This is a genomic window from Sunxiuqinia indica (genome assembly GCF_009847015.1).
Taxonomy (GTDB): domain Bacteria; phylum Bacteroidota; class Bacteroidia; order Bacteroidales; family Prolixibacteraceae; genus Sunxiuqinia; species Sunxiuqinia indica.
This window is the reverse complement of record NZ_WVEM01000007.1, coordinates 106,201-125,249: the sequence shown is the minus strand read 5'-3', so window position 1 is coordinate 125,249 and position 19,049 is coordinate 106,201. Positions and strand designations below refer to the sequence as shown.

The window sequence follows — 19,049 nt, the reverse complement described above, 5'->3', positions numbered from 1 at the left end:
TTTGAAATGAAAATAGTAAATCTAGCACTTTTGATAATTGTAAGTTGTTACTTTAGTTTTCTCTTTCCTGCTTGCACAAAAGATAAAAGCCCGGAGAACACAGAAGAGAAAACCGAGAAACCCAGCGAAGATATCACCTCTGCGATTAAAGATACGATTGCAATCACTCCTGTATTTGAGGATGGTAAAACTTTTGGATTTAGTGATATACATGCAGATGAAACAAATTTCAACATTTATGGGGTTCCCCAATTCACAACAGGAGTCGTCAACTTTGCCCAAGCACAGGAAGATGAAGAAGTAGTCGCTATTGCTAATATAAAAATGGAAATAACTTCGCCACCATTGCCCAAATTCTCTAATGGAGAAGTAATTAATACAAAAACAACTATTGAAATTGAGGCTATGCCTGATACCGTTTTATTTTACGCTTGTTACTCTGAATTGCCCGATGTGACAAAAAGCAACGAAGATATGGATGTGAATGTTGCAGTAAATAAAATCTATTTAGAGGAAGGTGATTATCAGAATCTTCATTTTGAAGTTGATAGTATTTGGGCTAATTTCAATAGAGACTTGTCTGATAGGCTGTTTCATCAATTTATTAAACGCGGATTAAAAAGATTTTTTGCGGGCAACATTGACCATATAACCATTTATAACAATAGTGGAGAAACCCGTATCACCTCCAATCCTGACGATATTAACATAAATACAGACAAGAAAGTTGTGATAGATGCCGAGTTTAAGATTACTAAAATAAATGCGTCTATGGGTGCATATATTGGCCACAAATTTTTTAAGCTTTCTGATGGGAAATGCCTCCGACCAAAACTGGAGACCGAGTACCAATAATTATGGTTATCGCAAAGGAAATCAATAATTCGAAAAGCACAGGTAATAGCCTCCAAAACCATTGAATTAGAACCAAATTTTAAATTCAAAAAATGAAAAAAACAATCAGAATTATCGGAACCATTGCACTGGCTGCATTCTTATTTGCAAGCTGTGGCAATTCAATTGAAAGCGATGCCAAGAAAGTCGCAGAGCTTCAATGCGAAGCGCAAGAATTAATGCAAAAAGTAATGGCTGGAGATGCTTCCCTTATGGAAGAAAGCAGCAAATTGGCGGAAAAAGCGGCTGAGCTTTCTCTAGAGATGGAAAAGAAATACGATTCGGCTTCGGATAGACAAAAATTTGCAGAAGCCTTGCTAAAGGAAATGGGCAACTGTGGAAACTAAGGAAAAAAAGCTTGATTTTACGGTTATTTCGAAAGAAAGAAGCGAGGCTCTGTGATTCACAGAGCCTCGCTTGTAAATAGAAGATTATAATAATTACGTCTTTTGTCCGCTTACGGAAGCACAGTGTCTCCCATCAAGAACAGGTCAACTTCGCGTGCCGCAGCACGTCCTTCGTTAATGGCCCAAACAACCAGCGATTGTCCGCGACGTGAATCTCCTGCAGCAAAAACTTTCTTGATACTGGTAGCAAATTTGCCATAATCCGCTTTGTAGTTTGAACGAAAATCACGCTCTAACTCCAGCTCTTCGGCAATTTTATCTTCAGGTCCCAAGAACCCCATTGCAAGCAACACTAAGTCAGCTTCCAGTCTACGTTCTGTTCCGGGTATTTCTTTTGGGTATCGGCCACCCTCGTCGTTTACAGCCCACTCGATCTGCACAGTATGAATTGCGGTTAGCTTACCATTTTCGCCTTCAAATTTCTTGGTCATCACCGAATATTCACGAGGATCTTCTCCCTGCTTATAGATGGCTTCATGCTGTCCATAGTCAATCTTCAGCGAACCGGGCCATTCAGGCCAAGGGTTAGCATCTTTATTGCGCTCGCCCGGAGGTTTGGGCATAATCTCGAACTGCTTCACATTTTTACATCCGTGACGCAAAGAGGTGGCCACACAGTCGGTACCGGTATCACCTCCACCAATTACGATAACGTTTTTACCTTCTGCCGAAATGTACTCTCCGTCCGCCAACTCTGAGTCAAGCAGACTCTTTGTGTTTTTTGACAAAAATTCCATCGCAAAATGAACGCCATCCAATTTACGACCTTCCACCGGAAGATCTCTTGGCTTAGTAGCACCGCAAGCCAATACAACAGCATCAAAATCTTTCATCAGCTTTTTAGAGCTGACGTCTTTACCGATTTCAACATTCGTTTTAAAGATGATGCCTTCCGCTGCAAGTACATCTACCCGACGTTGAACAACTTCTTTCTTGTCCAGCTTCATATTCGGAATACCGTACATCAGCAAACCACCAATTCGATCGTCACGTTCAAATACAGTTACCGTATGTCCTGCTTTATTCAACTGAGCTGCAGCAGCCAATCCGGCGGGGCCTGATCCAACAACAGCAACTTTTTTCCCGGTTCTTGTTTCAGGAGGTTCCGGAACTACCCAGCCATTTTCAAAACCATTGTCGATAATGGTTCGTTCGTTGTCGTGGATCGTTACAGCAGGTTCATTAATTCCCAGCACACATCCTGCTTCGCACGGCGCAGGACAAACTCGTCCTGTAAACTCCGGGAAGTTATTGGTATGGTGAAGTCGATCCAAAGCCTCTTTCCAACGACCTTTATAAATTAAGTCATTCCACTCAGGTATCAGGTTATAAACCGGACACCCCGAAGCTCCATTGTGCAACATCTCGCCACGATGGCAAAATGGCACACCGCAATCCATACAACGAGCTCCCTGTGTTTCGCAAGTATCTTTATCGCGAAGCACATAAACCTCATTCCAATCCTTTAAACGTTCGTCAATTGGTCGAGTTGGATTAGCAACTCTTCTATATTCTAAAAATCCTGTTAGCTTTCCCATGTTATCTCTTTATAATCATCATTACATGTCAGCAATATGCATATCAAATGCTGCATCAATTATATCAGATTCTTTTTCATACTTACCTAAACTACGCGCTTTATCGATGTAGGTGAGCATCCGTTTGTAGTCAGTTGGAATAACTTTTACAAACTTCGAAACAGAATACTTCCAGTCGGAAAGAATAAATTCGGCAACAGAAGAACCTGTTTTCTCAAGATGCTTTTCGATCATCTCTTTCAGTTCTTGTTGTTCGTTCTCATCTTCCACCCGATTAAGTTCAATCATTTCCATGTTACACAACTCAGGGAAAGTGCCGTCAGCATCTAATACATAAGCAATACCTCCTGACATACCAGCTCCGAAGTTCCGTCCTGTTTTTCCAAGAACAACAGTTTTACCTCCAGTCATGTATTCACAACCATGATCTCCAATTCCTTCAACTACAACCTCGGCTCCTGAGTTACGCACGCAGAAACGCTCTCCAGCAACTCCACGAATATAGGCTTTACCTCCGGTGGCTCCATAGAAACACACATTACCGACGATGATGTTTTGTTCAGGGATAAACTGCACCCCTTTTGCCGGATAAATAGTCAAATGACCACCGGAAAGTCCTTTTCCAAAATAGTCATTGGCATCACCTTCAACTTCTAATTCAATACCCTTGCAAACAAAAGCACCGAATGACTGTCCGGCTGAACCGTTCATTTTGTAGTGAATTGTCCCATCCGGTAATCCTTCACCTTTATAAACTTTGGTTACTTCATGTGAAAGTACTGTTCCCACACTCCTATCGGTATTGATTACCGGGAACTCAGCTTTAACCTTTTTGCCATTCTTGATGGATTCCTGAGCTTTTTCAACAAATTTCCAGTCAAGGATTTCATCCATCAAATGGTTTTGTTCTTTGCTGCAGAATAGACCTTGTTCTTCGCCAAATGTCTCTTTATATAAAATCGGACTTAAATCTAATCCCTTGTATTTCCAGTGATCAATATCATCTTTGAATTTCAATACCTGAGACTGTCCAACCATTTCCTCAATTGACCTGAATCCTAACTCAGCCATAATCTCACGGAGACCATTAACCAAAAATTCGAAGTAGTTTACTACGTGATCAGGATTTCCAGTAAATTTCTTACGTAAAGCTTCGTTTTGTGTTGCAACGCCAACCGGACAGGTATTGCTATGACACTTACGCATCATGATACATCCTTCAACAACAAGCGCTGCAGTTGCAACACCCCACTCTTCAGCTCCCAGTAATGTCGCTATAGCCAAATCTCGAGATGTTTTCATCTGTCCGTCAGATTGAACGACGATACGGTTACGTAAGCGGTTGCGAACCAGCGTTTGGTGTGTTTCCGACAAACCAAGCTCCCATGGTAATCCGGCATGTTTAATAGAGCTTAATGGAGATGCACCAGTACCTCCGTCATATCCAGAGATCAATACCGCATCAGCTTTGGCTTTACAAACCCCGGCAGCAACTGTTCCAACTCCTGTTTCAGAAACCAACTTCACGTTGACACGTGCATCTCTATTACTGTTTTTTAAGTCATAGATTAACTGTGCTAAATCTTCAATTGAGTAGATATCGTGATGTGGTGGAGGAGAAATTAATCCGACTCCAGGAGTCGAGTTTCTTACGCGCCCAATCCATCCATTTACTTTATGTCCTGGCAAATGACCACCTTCACCTGGCTTAGCTCCCTGAGCCATTTTAATCTGGATTTCTTTAGCCGTACTCAAGTAGTAGCTGTTCACTCCAAAACGACCTGATGCAACCTGCTTCGTAGCAGAACACATATCATCGCCGTTTGGAAGTTTCGTGTAACGAATTGGGTCTTCGCCACCCTCGCCCGAGTTCGATTTAGAACCGATTCGGTTCATTGCGATTGCCAGTGTTGTATGTGCTTCCCACGAAATAGAACCGAAAGACATTGCCCCGGTGGCAAAACGTTTCAAAATATTTTTAGCCGGTTCAACCTCATCAATCGAAATCGGTTCACGGTCGCTGTTAAATTCCATCAACCCACGCAGGGTAAACGCAGCTTTTGTTTGGTCATCAACAAGCTGACAATATTTTTTATATTTCTCGAAATCATTTTTACGAGTAGCCTCTTGCAACAGTTGAATTGCTTTTGGACTCAACAAGTGACGCTCACCATCGACTCTCCAGTGGTACTCACCTCCGGGCTCCAAAACTTTCGCTCCTCCCTCACGGGTAGGGAACCCTTTTCGATGACGCATCATGGCTTCCTTAGCGATGTCATCCAAGCTCAATCCTTGAATACGGCTAACGGTACCTGTGAAATACTTATCGACCACTTCGGAATTGATACCCAGGATTTCAAAAATCTGAGCTCCTTGGTACGATGCCAATGTTGAAATTCCCATTTTTGAGAAAATTTTCAACAAGCCACCACCAATTGCTTTTACATAGTTGCTGATGGCTTTCGCCTGTTCAATATCACCAAGAACACCATCTTTCACCATTTGCTTAATGGAATCAATTGCCATGTAAGGGTTAACGGCAGAAACGCCATAGCCCAACAGCACTGCAAAGTCATGTACTTCCTTTACATCGCCAGTTTCCATGATGATATCAGCCTTACCACGTTTTCCGGTGCGGATTAAGTGATGATGAACTGCCGAGGCTGCCAAAATTGAGGGAATTGGCGCATGATCGGTACTTATCGAGAAGTCAGTCAACAAAATAATTGAATATCCTTCATCAATCGCATCCTCCACATAGCCACACAAACGCTCTAACTTCCGTTCCAAGGTTCCCGGCTTTCCATCAGCATGGAAAACAGTACTAATTTTTTTGGTTTGGAAATGCGTATGATCAACATAGGTAAGCTTAACCAGTTGTTCGTTAGTCAATACCGGCTGATGAATCGCAATCCTGCGACAGTGTTCCGGAGACTCTGTCAATATATTTTTAAACCCACCAACGTAGCTTCTCAAATCCATTACAATTCGCTCACGAATTGGATCAATTGGTGGATTAGTTACCTGTGCAAATAATTGTTTGAAGTAGTTGAACAGATGCATCGGACGATCAGACAAAACGGCTAATGGATTATCAGCTCCCATTGATCCCATCGCTTCTTTTCCGGTTGCCGCCATCGGCTTCAAAATCACTTCAATGTCTTCGTGAGTAAAACCATAGGCTTTTTGTCTTTTGAAAACAGTTTTCTCATCAGGATCTTTCAATTCCAAATCAGGAATCGATGGAAGATCATCAATGTAAGTCATGTTTTCCTTCAACCAATCGCCATAAGGTTTGCTACTGATAATTTCAGCTTTAACTTCTTCATCAGACACGATGCGGCCTTGCTCCAAATCAGCAACAAACATTTTTCCCGGCTGCAAACGGCCACGAGATTTAACCTTTGAATGATCAACGTCAATTACACCAGTTTCTGATGCCATGATCAGCGTATCATCATCTGTTACACAGTAACGAGATGGACGCAATCCATTACGGTCGAGTGTAGCTCCAACTAATACCCCATCAGTAAAACAAACCGAAGCCGGTCCATCCCAGGGCTCCATCATGGCCGAATAATATTCGTAAAATTCTTTCTTTTTAGGATCCATATGCGGATCGTTTTGCCATGCCTCAGGAATTAACATCATCAATACATGAGGAAGAGATCTTCCACTCAGCACCAACATTTCAATAGCCATATCAAGGTTGGCACTATCCGATGCCTGCAAATCACAAATTGGGAAAATCATTTCCAATTCTTCGCGTGTAAATGCAGTACATTCCAGCAGCGCTTCACGGGCACGCATCCAGTTCACATTCCCTTTGTTCGTATTAATCTCACCATTGTGCGCGATGTAGCGGAACGGTTGAGCTAATTTCCAGGAAGGAAAAGTATTGGTAGAAAAACGTGAGTGAACCAATGCAATAGCACTTACTGCCAACGGATTGGTTAAATCTTTAAAATACAACGAAACCTGCTCGGTAGTTAATTGTCCTTTATAGATAATTGTTTTATACGAGCAAGAGATGATATTCATCCCGTCGTGTCCCAGTCCCGCAACTGACTCTCGCGACAATCGCTCAGTATATTTCCTGAAGACAAATAATTTACGGTCGAATTCTTCGCCCGACATGTCCTCAGGTTTTCCAATAAACAGTTGCTGAATATTGGGTTCGGTTGCTTTCGAATCAACTCCAAGATCAGCGTTATCAACCGGAACCTTACGGTAACCCAAATATGGCAAACCAAATTTATGAAGGTTACGAGAGATTATATCTTTACATTCAGATCGTTTTCGGTCTTCTTTAGGGAAGAAAATCATGGCCACGCCATATTTGCCAAAAGTAGGTAGTTTAATACCATCTTTAGGACATTCTTCCATAAATAGTTCATGAGGAATCTGGATCAACGTTCCAGCTCCGTCACCACTTTTTATATCAAACCCGGTTCCCCCTCTATGTTCCATCCTTGCAAGCATGGATAAAGCATCAGAGATTACACTGTGCTTTTTTCGGCCTTTCAAATTGGCTACAAATCCAATGCCGCAGCTCCCGTGTTCAAATTCAGAGCGGTATAAGCCCTTTTCTTTTGGAAATCCTAACTGCATCATTTATTCATTTTTAATTTTTTATCACCCACTGTCTTCCCGACTTCGCAACAAGACACAACATTAGTAGTCTGAAGTAATTTCGAACTACTTTAAATTATTAAGCAAAACCCACAAAATACTTATGAAGTGAAAGCGAAAATAAGGATAAATGTAATAACATCCAATTTTTCGAGCCACATTGCATGCTCGACAACATGTTAAAAAACCTTTACTTTCTGGTTTGCTTTTCGTAAATGAGTGGAACTCACCACACTTGACAAAAACATGACAAAACTCACCCCTACCTGTCCTCTTTTTAGAAATAACGTTTAATTAACAGTCGCATACTATTTTAACAGTCTTTCAATAGCAGAATTCATTTTTTCAAACTGAAATGAATGAATCACTTGATCCATTTTTAATTGAATTTCATCCAAGCACAAATTTCCGACACTTCCGGCATGGGTGTGATTAACTTCCTTACTAGGTTGATATTCATTTTTCTGAATTTGCTTCCCAACTTTCACATAAGCATCCCGAAATGGAACACCCGCTTGCACTAAACGGTTAACATCCTCAACGCTAAACACGTACCGATACTTCTCGTCATTCAATATATTTTCCTTGATTGTCATTTCGCCCAATGCAAAATTGGCAATCTTAATACAACTCATCATCTCTTCGAAAGCCGGAAGAAAAACCTCTTTCACGATTTGCAAATCGCGGAAATAACCACTTGGCAGATTATTTACCATCAAGGTGATTTGATTTGGGAGCGCTTGCAACTTATTACAATGCGAACGAATCAACTCAAATACATCTGGATTCTTTTTATGCGGCATAATGCTCGAGCCGGTTGTCAACTCATCAGGAAGAGTAACAAAACCAAAATTCTGGCTCATAAACAAACACACATCAAAAGCGAGTTTGGACAAGGTAGCAGCAATCGACGAAATTGCAAAAGCGACTGTTTTTTCCATTTTCCCTCGTCCCATCTGCGCATAAACGACATTGTAGTTCATTGTATCAAATCCCAACAAATCAGTTGTCATCTGCCTATCCAACGGAAAAGAAGAACCGTAGCCGGCAGCAGAACCCAAAGGGTTTTGATTGGTAATTTTGAATGCAGCCTGCAAAAGTGTAAAATCATCGACCAAGCTTTCGGCATATGCACTAAACCACAGGCCAAACGACGACGGCATGGCAACTTGTAAATGCGTATACCCGGGCATAAGTTGTTCTTTATTTTTTTCGGCCTGCGTCATGAGTGTCGCAAACAATTCATTTCCGGCTTCAACCAACCGGCGAATTTCTTCCCGGGCAAACAACTTCAAATCCAGCAAAACCTGGTCGTTGCGAGAGCGCCCGCTGTGAATTTTTTTACCAACGTCTCCCAACTTCTCCGTGAGCATAGACTCCACTTGCGAATGCACATCCTCTATACCATCTTCAATTGTAAAATTGCCGGATTCAACCAAGTTGTATATGTTTTTCATCTCGACCAACAGCTTATTAAGCTCGTCTTTCTCCAGCAATCCAATTTTTTGAAGCATGGTGGTATGTGCCATCGACCCCAAAATATCGAACTTAGCCAAATAAAGATCCAGTTCCCGATCCTGACCAACGGTAAATTCTTCAATCAATTTGTTTACAGATACGCCCTTGTCCCAAAGTTTCATTTTAAATATCTTTTATCGTTGAACTACCGCATTTGAGGTAGAATAAATTCTCGTTTCGACTAAAATTTTGCCCAAATATACTGATTTTGGAAACATTATAGTTTTACACCATCCTTCGAAAAGAAATCCTTTACTTATAATAAAAAAAATGCCAACTTTACATTTCAATTATTAAAGCTCCTGATTAAAGAAACAACAAAGGCATTATGCTTGATAACAAACTACTTAGACGCATTTTCATATTGATGACACTGACCGCTTTGGTCAGTTATTTTTTTGGCTTTTTTATTGATTTCACCCGAGATGCCGGGAAATATGCCACCGTTGCCAAAGAAATTGTTCAACATGGCAACTACATCAACCTGACCGTTCATGGAGATCCGTACGATCAAAAACCACCAATGCTTTTCTGGCTTGGAGCTCTGGGATTTCACATTGGCGGGATTTCCAACTTCTGGTTTAAGCTTCCGGTTTTCCTGCTGATACTCTTTGGCATCTTCTCGACCTACAAACTGGGCCGAAGCTTATACAACAAAAACACAGGCATCATTGCAGCCTGCCTGCTATTTTTCTCGGTAATTTACAGTCTCTACAGTATGGACATCCATACAGACACGCCATTGCAAGCTTTTGTAGCTTTTGCGCTTTGGCAGCTTTATGAATTTATTAAATCGAAAAGAACAATCAATTGTTTCTGGGGATTTGTGGGAATTGGATTGGCGATGCTGTCTAAAGGTCCGATTGGAATGGCGATCCCCGGATTTGCCGTTGGCGGTCATCTTTTGCTCAGTCGAAACTTCAAATCCTTATTAGATTACCGCTGGTATCTGGGAATTCTCGTTGCATTGATTGTCGCAAGTCCGGCTCTTGTTGGTTTGTACAACCAATTTGGCTGGGGAGGCATTGAATTTTTCTTCTGGGGAAATAACGTCGGACGAATGACCGGCGAATATGTTAGCGCCAACAATACCGACTATCTTTTTTACATTCACAACCTGGCCTATCTGTTTTTGCCCTGGTCCCTGTTGTTTTTTACTGCGGCTTTTCTCGAATTTCAGCAGTTATTCAGAAATAAATTTAAAGCTCACGAGTATTACACCACAGCTGGAATTTGGATTTTCTTCCTGATTATTTCCGCGTCACGCAGTAAACTTCCAAATTACATGTTTATTCTATTTCCGCTAATAGCAGTTTTAACAGCAAAATGGATCAATGAGGCCCTCGTTAGTAAAGAAAAATTATTCAGGCGGTTTTTCATTATTCAGAATATTGTAACCGGATTGTTGTGGACAATAATTTTGGGATTGACGATTTACTTTTTCCCTTCCCGAAACCCAGTCTTCTGGATCCTTTGGCTTTCATTTTTAACACTAACCCTTTTCGTTTACCAAAAAATAAAAGATAAAGCTGCACGCTTGTTATTACCTTCAATTATCGCAGTTTCCGCTTTAATGTTATACCTGAATGCATCCGCATTCCCTTTTATGTTTAAACACCAGGCTCCTCCGAAAGCAGCCCGTTACTACAATGAGCACGCAAATGAAGGAGAAAATTTATACAACTACCACTATGGGCAATACGAACTGTTTTTCTATAGCGACCCCGAAGCCAAACAAATAAAGAGCTACGAACAGCTAAAACCAATAGCCCGCGAAAAAAACGCCTGGATTTTTACCGACAAAGCGGGCATAAACGATTTAAATAGGCTCGATGCCCAAGTTGATACTATAATGGAGTTTAAGCACCTTTACCTTCACGAAGGAGGAAAATTCATACTACCCAGTAAGCGCGAAAAAGTGTTAAAACCGCTCTACCTGGTCAAACTGAAATAAGCAGGCATGAAATTACTAAACAACCTGGAGAAAAAACATTACCTATTATTGGCTGGCTGGCTGGCAATCAACCTCATCCAGTCATTTTTTACTGAGATGCATGCCGATGAGTCGTATTATTGGCTGTATTCCCAACATTTGGACTGGGGCTTTTTTGATCATCCACCGATGTCAGCCTTTTTAATTTTTCTGGGCGACTCGCTTTTTCACAATGAGCTTGGAGCACGACTGTTTTCCGTTCTGCTAACAACGTTTACAGCTGCATTAATCATGAATGAGCTGAACGAAAAAAAAGACTTGGTCTTTCTGAGCATCTTCATGCTGTCGTTTCCCCTATTCCATACACATATTGCCGGTTTTCTGGCATTACCCGATGCCCCACTGGTTTGTTTTACACTCTTATTCTTTCTCACCTACAGGCGTTTTTTAGAAGAACCATCCTGGAAGCACTCAACACTGCTCGCGCTTTTAGCAGCCGCCATGATTTACAGTAAATATCATGCCTTTCTGGTTTTAGGCTTAGTAGTTTTATCGAACCTAAAACTACTGAAGAGTAAATACTTTTGGGGAACTCTTGTTGGAGCGACACTGCTGCTACTTCCCCATATTATCTGGCAAATTGACAATCATTTCCCAACCTTTAAATACCATTTATCCGACCGATCAAAGCCGGTGCAATTAAAATATTTTGGCGACAACATCATCAACCAACTGTTAGTTGCAGGGCCATTAACCGGTGTAATTATTTTTTACAGTCTCCGGAAGTTTAAACTAAATGGCAATTTTTTCCGAAGGGCAATTATTTTTACCATTATCGGATTTTACAGCGTGCTGTTGTTGTTAAGTTTTTACAACCGAATTGAAGCACATTGGACAAGTGCCATCACTCCCTTACTAATGTTGGCTGCTTATCCGATCATTGTAAACCATCCAAAAACGAAAATGTGGTTCAAGCGGCTGGCTCTCCCCATTGTTGTTGTTTTTTTCCTATTCCGGTTTTACCTGGCAGCTAATTTTATTCCCAATGTGGGAATGCTAAAACTAGCCTTTTATAACCGGGAAGCAACATCAGAAAAAATACAGGAAATGGCCAATGGCTACAAAGTTGCGTTCTTCAGCAATTGGGCATCACCGGGAATGTATCAGTTTTACACCGGAGAAAAAGCAATTCTATTAGCAACACCGGGTTATCGTTATTCTCAATTTGATTTATGGAATGATGAAGCCTACGGCGAAGGCGATACGCTATTTGTTGTTATCCCTGACCGCATGTTGAATGACCACCTCGTTGAATTACCAAATGGGAAAAAAGTTACCACGGCAATTAGTCCTGATTTTCAATCGATCAAAAAGTTAGAATTAAGGCTTGATAAAATCAAAGAAACGCCAACCTTGTTTATTGCGTCACTGAATCTTAAAAACCACTCAGACAAAACGATTTTTCTCAACCACCCTTCTGAACCATCGATTGGATACTCACAAAACGGAAAAGAGATTGACCGTATTCCATTATATAACTTTACCGAAAAAGCAGAACTACAGCCTGGTGAAGAAATGAACATGGAATATAAAATTGCAAAAGAAACGCTGGAAACAGAACAAAACTTTTCAATATTTACACAAACGATTGAACGCAACCGCGGACAAGTTCTCCCAATTCAGATTCAATAAACCGACAAAACGTACTCCATGTTTACAAATACAAAAAATCGACAAATTTATCTTCTTCTGGCAGTTTTTGCTGCAGTTGTTTATTTTGTAGGATTATTTGTAGACATTGCGGGCGACGCCGCTAAATATGGAGCAATTGCTAAAAATATCTTCCATTCAGGCGATTACTTCAATCTCTCAATCCATGATGATCCGTATAAAGAAAAACCTCCATTTTTGTTTTGGTTGTCAACCTTAGGGTATTACCTATTTGGAGTCAGCAACTTCAGCTTTAAATTTTTCCCGGTTTTATATGGGTTCTTCGGTATTTTTTGTGTTTACAAGCTTGGAACCAGCATGTACGATAAACGAACCGGACAAATAGCGGCTCTTCTACTAGCTTTTTCCGAAATATATTACCTCTACAGTGTTGATGTGCACACCGATATTGTTTTGCTATCAAACATGGCTTTTGCTCTCTGGCATCTCTATGAATATTTGAAAAATAAGAAGACACTCAATTTCATACTCGGATTTGCAGGAGTGGGACTATCTATGATGACGAAAGGACCGATTGGTGTTTTTGTTCCGGCTACAGCGGTAATATTCTACCTGGTTTTTAATCGTAAATACAAACAACTGATTCATCCCAAATGGTTCCTGGGTCTGGCTATTACTTTCACGACTGCCATTCCCGCCTTTTACGGGCTATACAACCAGCTAGGATTGGAAGGTCTGGAATTCTTTTTCTGGACAAATAACTTTGGACGAATTGCCGGAACTTACGTCGCCAGAGCAAACACCGATTATTTTTTCTACCTGCATACACTTTTATACCTGTTTGCGCCCTGGGGCTTTGTATTATTTATTGCTGTTTTTTTAGAAATGAAAAGCCTCCTGAAAAAACAGGCACTTCCTGCTGACTATTTTTTACACGGAGGTATCTGGTTCTTTTTTATCATTCTATCGATAGCCAAAGGCAAGTCGCCCAATTATATTTTAATTGTCATGCCACTATTAACCGTATTGCTCGCAAAGTGGCTCAACCGACTTTTATCTGATCAGAATACCTTGATCTATAAAATTGTCTTTCGTTTGCAGGCATCAGTAGTTGTCGTGCTGTGGATTTGCTTATTGTTGTTTATCACTTACCTCTTTCCATTAGCAAAAGTCGGCTACTGGCTAATTGTTATTCCTGCTCTTGCAATGACGTATTATATATACAGCACAAAAAAAGATGGCTTTATTCGATTATTTGCCCCATCAATGCTGATCATCACCTTACTTAGCTTCTTCATTAATACCCACATCCTCCCCTATATCTTTCAGTACCAATCATCGATTGTTGCAACCCGTAAGTTTAACGAAGAGGCACCTCAACAAGCGCAGCTATTCAATTACGATTACGAACAATTCGAATTATTCTTTTACGGAAGAGATGGAGCAGAGCTTATAGAAGATACTATAGAACTCAAAATTGCAGTTACAAAACCTGACGCCTGGATATTTTGCTACGGAGAAGGTTTAAACGACATCAAAAAACTGAATACAACGATTGATACAATCTATCAATTTAAGCATCGGGGGGTTTACCGAACGGGTATCCAATTCATTTTACCTTCAAGCAGGGAACGTTCTCTTGGAACAACATACTTGGTCAAAACAAAATAGCACACTTGTCTAATATAACTTGACTATATTCTACTTTTACGTGCGAAATATATCTTTTTAGTTTTCTTTAAAACTATTTTATCTCTTTTTGACATTTTTCTTGTTTTACAGCTTGCTTTTTACTCAAAAACGAACTTTTTGATGTAACACCCCTCCTATTTCTGACATATTTCCACAAAAACTCCATTTCCTTATAGCAAACCCCCTTGTAAAACAGGGGTTTCAATGTTAATTAACTATTAATTTGATTTTGAACCCCCGCTTTTTTCACCCCTCGATCGAAAATATCTCTACTTTTGAACCGGAGATAAGAAAATAATGGGGGCCCATTTAAAAAAAGAGCATTTTTAAAAGATCACACGTTAAAGCAAGACACAAGAAAAAAAGATTATTAAAAAAGTTTAGTTAAAACCCTTTAATTTTTAGAATCATGAAAAAGACACTTACACTTTTAGTTTTTGTATTGGCGAGTACATTTGCTTTTAACGTACAAGCACAAGATGAAGCATCTTCATCTTTCGACACAGGAGTAGACATCTACTCAAGTTACATTTGGCGTGGTGCAAAGTTCGGTAGCGGACCAGCATTTCAACCTTGGGTGGAATTCAGCACTGGTGGTTTTGCTTTAGGCGCATGGGGATCGGTTTCTACCGGTGGTGCTTCAGGTTCCGCAGCTGTAATGATCGATGCTGATGGTAATGGTTACGTTGACATACCATCGGCAGAAGGTTATGAAATGGACTTGTATGTGGGATATGATTTCGGTCCGGTTTCTATTACTGTAACTGACTACTATTTCGGTGGTGACTGGACAGATGGTGACATGCACTTTTTCGAACCTAGTCTTGGATTAGCTTTAGGAGATTTTGGATTTACTGCCGCTTACATGACTGGTGATGGAATTGATGACACCTATTTGGAAGCTGCTTATGCGTTTTCTTCGTTTGACGTATTCTTAGGAGCTGGAGATGGCCAGTACACAGCAGATGGAGACTTCACAGTATGCAATGTTGGTGTTGGCACTTCAAAAGAAGTAAAATTGACAGAGAGTTTCTCTCTTCCGGTTTCAGGATCAGTAATTCTTAACCCTTCAACTGGAGGATTCTTCATTACAGTAGGCCTTTCATTATAATTTAAAATTTTCTAACGAGATGAAAAAGATTGAAGCAATTATTAGAAAAACCAAGTTTGATGAAGTAACTGACGCACTTCATGAAGCTGGTATCGAATTCTTCTCCTTTTGGGACGTTCGGGGAGTTGGGCAGACAAGACAAGAGCGCGCTTATCGTGGTGTGATTTACGACACTGGTACGATTGAAAGAACAATCCTCTCAATTATTGTACGGGATAAAAATGTGGAAAAGACGGTATTGGCAATTATGAAAGCCGGTAGATCAGGTGAAATCGGGGACGGAAAGATATTCATTTCAAACATCGAAGAGTCTTACCGCATACGCACAGGAGAGTTTGGCGATGAGTCATTGTTCATCAAAGGAAAAGAAGAATAATAACCATAAAAAATTAGATATATCATGGACGAAACTTTACAAGGCCTACAGATAGGCATAGATAACATGTGGTTATTGATCGCCGCTTTTATGGTGATGTTTATGCAGCCAGGATTTGCAATGGTAGAGGCCGGTTTTACCCGCTCTAAAAACACGGCAAACATCCTGATGAAAAACTTGATGGACTTTTCAATCGGTTCTTTATTATACTGGATTATCGGATTTACCTTAATGTATGGAGACTCAATAGGCGGATTCATTGGAACTCCCGACCTATTCTTCATGAGCGAAGGTTTTGGTGATAATTATTCAGATTATGCTGACTTATTCTTCCAAACTGTTTTTGCCGCAACTGCTGCTACAATTGTATCAGGAGCGATGGCTGAACGTACGGAATTCAAATCATACCTCATCTTTAGTATTGTAATTACAGTATTAATATACCCAATTTCTGGTCACTGGACCTGGGGTGGTGGATGGTTAAGCGAAATGGGTTTCCATGACTTTGCCGGATCATCTATTGTACACTCAGTTGGTGCATGGGTAGGTTTAGCGGGTGCTGCAATCATTGGACCACGTATTGGTAAATATGGAAAAGACGGAAAAGCGAAAGCGATTCCGGGACACAACCTGGCTTTAGGTGCACTTGGTGTATTTATCCTTTGGTTCGGTTGGTTCGGATTTAACCCTGGATCTCAATTAGCTGCTGCCGGAACAGAAAATGCTGTAGCGATCGGTCATATTGCTGTGACCACAAACTTAGCGGCAGCTGCAGGTGCAGTTACTGCAATGCTAGTAGCATGGGCTCGTTATAAGCGTCCTGCCCTATCAATCTCACTGAACGGTGCTTTGGCTGGTTTAGTTGCCATTACAGCCGGTTGTGATGCTGTTGACCCAATGGGTGCAGTATTGATTGGAATTATGGCAGGATTTGTATTACCATTTGCTGTTGAATTCTTCGACCAAGTATTGAAAATTGACGACCCTGTTGGTGCCATCTCTGTTCACGGAGTGAGTGGAGCATTAGGTACATTAGCAGTAGGTTTATTCTCTACTTCAGAAGGATTGTTCTACGGAAACGGTGCTAGCTTATTAGGTATTCAAGCAATAGGAGTATTAGCCTTCTTTGTTTGGTCTGCAGGATGTGGATTTATCTTGTTCACAATCTTGAAAAAGGCCAACATACTTCGCGTTTCAAAACGCATCGAAGAAGAAGGACTTGACGTATATGAACATGGAGAAAGTGCCTACAATTAATAATTTCTTCAGCCTTTAAGTCTGTAGCTTTCTCAAGAGGGTGTCCAAAAACGGATGCCCTTTTTTTAATGATTCAATATGCTGAACAACAGGGGTTTAGCCACTGTAGTTGTTTTGACAACTTGCTGATATTTAGTATCTTAAAGGTATGAAAACAGTGAGATTCAAACCTTATAATCAAAATCAAGTCGATTTATTTCCAAGCCGTCTGGATGAATTTATCCCTGAATCTGCACCGGTTCGGTTGGTTAACAATATAGTTGATGATTTGGATATTACCCCAATCCTGAAGAGCTATAAAAGTGGAGGTTGCAATGGATATCATCCCCGAATGTTATTGAAGGTCATTTTCTTTAGTTATCTGAGTAATATTTTTTCTTGCAGGAAAATGGAATCAGCCTTAAACGAAAACATTCATTTTATGTGGCTTTCAGGCAAGCAATTCCCAAAACATAGTTGCATCAACGACTTTCGGGGCAAACGCTTAAAGGGGCATATTAATCAGTTGTTTGTTCAAGTTGTAACCATGTTGGTTGAATTGGGATATGTAAGTTTGGATGTACAATACATCGATGGGACAAAAATTGAAAGCGCTTCAAACCGATATTCGTTTGTTTGGAGGAAGTCTATTGAACGTTACAAATCAAACCTTGAAGTAAAAATCCGGGATATCCTGGGACAAATTGAGGAAGGGATACAAAATGATACCCGTAATACAGAAGAGGCCCCTGTGGAATTAAATGCAGAAAAACTGAAAGAAAAAGTCAGGGCAATAAACCAATCCAATACCTGTAAGAAAAAGGATAAAAAAAAACTTCTGACCAAGCTTGAAAAAGAGTACATCACTAAGCTGGAAGAATATGAACAAAAGCTGGATGATATCGGTAAAAACAGGAACTCCATGTCAAAGACCGATAAGGATGCAACTTTCATGCGAATGAAAGATGACCACATGAGAAACGGTCAGTTAAAACCGGCTTACAATGTGCAAATAAGCACAGAAAACCAATTCATTACATATTATGGTATTTATCAAAACCCAACCGATACACGCACCTTAATTGATTATCTTGAAAAGTTCAAAGACCAATACGGCAAACAGTCAATCGAAATTGTAGCAGACGCAGGTTATGGGAGTGAAGAAAACTATGAATACCTTGAGAAAAATGAAATTGATCATTATGTGAAGTTCAATATGTTCCATGCCGGGCAAAAGAAGAAGTTCAAGAAAGATCCATCGAAAGTAGAAAACCTGTACCACAATGAAGAAGAAGATTATTTTGTTTGTCCAATGGGGCAACATATGTGCTTTATTGCAGAATATCAAAAAACCAACAAACATGGTTTTACCAGTACGGTCCGAAAGTACAGGGCAAAAAGCTGCAAGGGCTGCCAAATGCGCAGCAAATGTTTTAAAGGAAAAGGCAACAGGTCGATAGAGATAAACCACCGACTAAGAGAACTAAAAAAAATAGCCAGGGACAAATTAAAAAGTGAAAAGGGGCTTGAGCACAGAAGCAAGCGGCCAATAGAACCTGAAGCTGTATTTGGCCAGGCTAAGTATAACAAAGGCTTCAATCGATTTAAATTAAGGGGCATGCAGGGTGTAAGCCTTGAATTTGGCTTGTTAGCCATAGCAATGAATATAAATAAATGGGCAAGGAAAGAGGCTCAAAATGCCATCCAAACAATAATTTTAGCTGCAATAAGGCATTTTAAAATCCATTTTAACCTTGTTTGCGGGAATAACGACCTAAATCTGGTTTTTTTGGAGCAAAATCAAAAATACTGATATTAAATTTTGGGGCAAAGAAAAAAAGAGGATGTACCAATTTTGGACACCCTCCTTTTCAATTTACAGACTTTTCGTGTCTTCAAAATGCGCAACAAATGGGCCTCCTATAATAGAGGCGCAAATTATTTTGGGACGCCACACAGTCACATTTCCTTCACACCTTCCAAACCACTACAGCACCCTTGCATCAAATTGAAAAACTTGAATGCCGCATCCGATATAAAA

Annotated in this window: 12 protein-coding genes; 9 read left to right on the top strand and 3 right to left on the bottom strand. The window is 40.4% G+C overall.

Features of this window, described 5'->3' with window-relative positions; genetic code table 11:
• Nucleotides 1-6 precede the first annotated feature (6 nt).
• Together GR929_RS12025 and GR929_RS12020 are read left to right on the top strand one after the other, a co-directional pair.
• Nucleotides 7-855, top strand: a complete 849-nt coding sequence (locus GR929_RS12025) for a hypothetical protein (RefSeq protein ID WP_159520123.1) — start codon at nucleotides 7-9, stop codon at nucleotides 853-855.
• Nucleotides 856-947: 92 nt separating this feature from the next.
• Complete coding sequence (locus GR929_RS12020; RefSeq protein ID WP_159520121.1) at nucleotides 948-1,241, top strand: hypothetical protein; 294 nt, start codon at nucleotides 948-950, stop codon at nucleotides 1,239-1,241.
• A 110-nt stretch (nucleotides 1,242-1,351) separates the two neighbouring features.
• On the opposite strand, the gene GR929_RS12015 is transcribed toward GR929_RS12020, so the two are convergent.
• The 3 genes from GR929_RS12015 to argH all read right to left on the bottom strand — a co-directional run bounded on the left by GR929_RS12015 (nucleotide 1,352) and on the right by argH (nucleotide 9,111).
• A complete protein-coding gene (locus GR929_RS12015) occupies nucleotides 1,352-2,839 on the bottom strand; it encodes a glutamate synthase subunit beta (protein ID WP_159520119.1) in 1,488 nt (495 codons plus the stop codon).
• Nucleotides 2,840-2,860: 21 nt separating this feature from the next.
• Nucleotides 2,861-7,453 carry a glutamate synthase large subunit gene (gene gltB, locus GR929_RS12010; RefSeq protein ID WP_235934319.1) on the bottom strand — a complete coding sequence of 1,531 codons (4,593 nt, stop codon included), beginning with the start codon at nucleotides 7,451-7,453 and terminating at the stop codon, nucleotides 2,861-2,863.
• A gap of 326 nt (nucleotides 7,454-7,779) precedes the next feature.
• Complete coding sequence (argH, locus tag GR929_RS12005; RefSeq protein WP_159520117.1) at nucleotides 7,780-9,111, bottom strand: argininosuccinate lyase; 1,332 nt, start codon at nucleotides 9,109-9,111, stop codon at nucleotides 7,780-7,782.
• 206 nt (nucleotides 9,112-9,317) lie between these two features.
• Here argH and GR929_RS12000 point away from each other — a divergent pair, with 206 nt between their 5' ends.
• The 7 genes from GR929_RS12000 (at nucleotide 9,318) to GR929_RS11970 (ending at nucleotide 18,821) form a co-directional block, all read left to right on the top strand.
• Entirely contained in the window at nucleotides 9,318-10,943 is a 1,626-nt protein-coding gene (locus GR929_RS12000) for an ArnT family glycosyltransferase (protein ID WP_159520116.1), read from the top strand.
• 6 nt (nucleotides 10,944-10,949) lie between these two features.
• Nucleotides 10,950-12,614 (top strand): ArnT family glycosyltransferase, encoded by a 1,665-nt coding sequence (locus GR929_RS11995; protein WP_159520114.1) that lies wholly within the window; start codon nucleotides 10,950-10,952, stop codon nucleotides 12,612-12,614.
• 18 nt (nucleotides 12,615-12,632) lie between these two features.
• The gene (locus GR929_RS11990; protein ID WP_159520112.1) at nucleotides 12,633-14,264 is read left to right on the top strand and encodes an ArnT family glycosyltransferase; all 1,632 of its coding nucleotides are present in this window, start codon (nucleotides 12,633-12,635) and stop codon (nucleotides 14,262-14,264) included.
• A 430-nt stretch (nucleotides 14,265-14,694) separates the two neighbouring features.
• Nucleotides 14,695-15,396, top strand: a complete 702-nt coding sequence (locus tag GR929_RS11985) for a hypothetical protein (protein WP_159520110.1) — start codon at nucleotides 14,695-14,697, stop codon at nucleotides 15,394-15,396.
• A gap of 19 nt (nucleotides 15,397-15,415) precedes the next feature.
• Entirely contained in the window at nucleotides 15,416-15,772 is a 357-nt protein-coding gene (locus GR929_RS11980) for a P-II family nitrogen regulator (RefSeq protein WP_159520108.1), read from the top strand.
• A gap of 66 nt (nucleotides 15,773-15,838) precedes the next feature.
• Entirely contained in the window at nucleotides 15,839-17,029 is a 1,191-nt protein-coding gene (locus GR929_RS11975) for an ammonium transporter (protein ID WP_235934318.1), read from the top strand.
• A gap of 148 nt (nucleotides 17,030-17,177) precedes the next feature.
• Entirely contained in the window at nucleotides 17,178-18,821 is a 1,644-nt protein-coding gene (locus tag GR929_RS11970; RefSeq protein ID WP_201300989.1) for an IS1182 family transposase, read from the top strand.
• The last annotated feature ends 228 nt before the right edge of the window (nucleotides 18,822-19,049 follow it).

What these genes read in the sequence shown, in the direction of transcription:
- GR929_RS12025 (WP_159520123.1), top strand. Translation starts at nt 7, where the DNA reads ATGAAAATAGTAAATCTAGCACTTTTGATAATTGTAAGTTGTTACTTT.
- GR929_RS12020 (WP_159520121.1), top strand. Translation starts at nt 948, where the DNA reads ATGAAAAAAACAATCAGAATTATCGGAACCATTGCACTGGCTGCATTC.
- GR929_RS12015 (WP_159520119.1), bottom strand. Translation starts at nt 2,839, where the DNA reads ATGGGAAAGCTAACAGGATTTTTAGAATATAGAAGAGTTGCTAATCCA.
- gltB (WP_235934319.1), bottom strand. Translation starts at nt 7,453, where the DNA reads ATGATGCAGTTAGGATTTCCAAAAGAAAAGGGCTTATACCGCTCTGAA.
- argH (WP_159520117.1), bottom strand. Translation starts at nt 9,111, where the DNA reads ATGAAACTTTGGGACAAGGGCGTATCTGTAAACAAATTGATTGAAGAA.
- GR929_RS12000 (WP_159520116.1), top strand. Translation starts at nt 9,318, where the DNA reads ATGCTTGATAACAAACTACTTAGACGCATTTTCATATTGATGACACTG.
- GR929_RS11995 (WP_159520114.1), top strand. Translation starts at nt 10,950, where the DNA reads ATGAAATTACTAAACAACCTGGAGAAAAAACATTACCTATTATTGGCT.
- GR929_RS11990 (WP_159520112.1), top strand. Translation starts at nt 12,633, where the DNA reads ATGTTTACAAATACAAAAAATCGACAAATTTATCTTCTTCTGGCAGTT.
- GR929_RS11985 (WP_159520110.1), top strand. Translation starts at nt 14,695, where the DNA reads ATGAAAAAGACACTTACACTTTTAGTTTTTGTATTGGCGAGTACATTT.
- GR929_RS11980 (WP_159520108.1), top strand. Translation starts at nt 15,416, where the DNA reads ATGAAAAAGATTGAAGCAATTATTAGAAAAACCAAGTTTGATGAAGTA.
- GR929_RS11975 (WP_235934318.1), top strand. Translation starts at nt 15,839, where the DNA reads ATGTGGTTATTGATCGCCGCTTTTATGGTGATGTTTATGCAGCCAGGA.
- GR929_RS11970 (WP_201300989.1), top strand. Translation starts at nt 17,178, where the DNA reads ATGAAAACAGTGAGATTCAAACCTTATAATCAAAATCAAGTCGATTTA.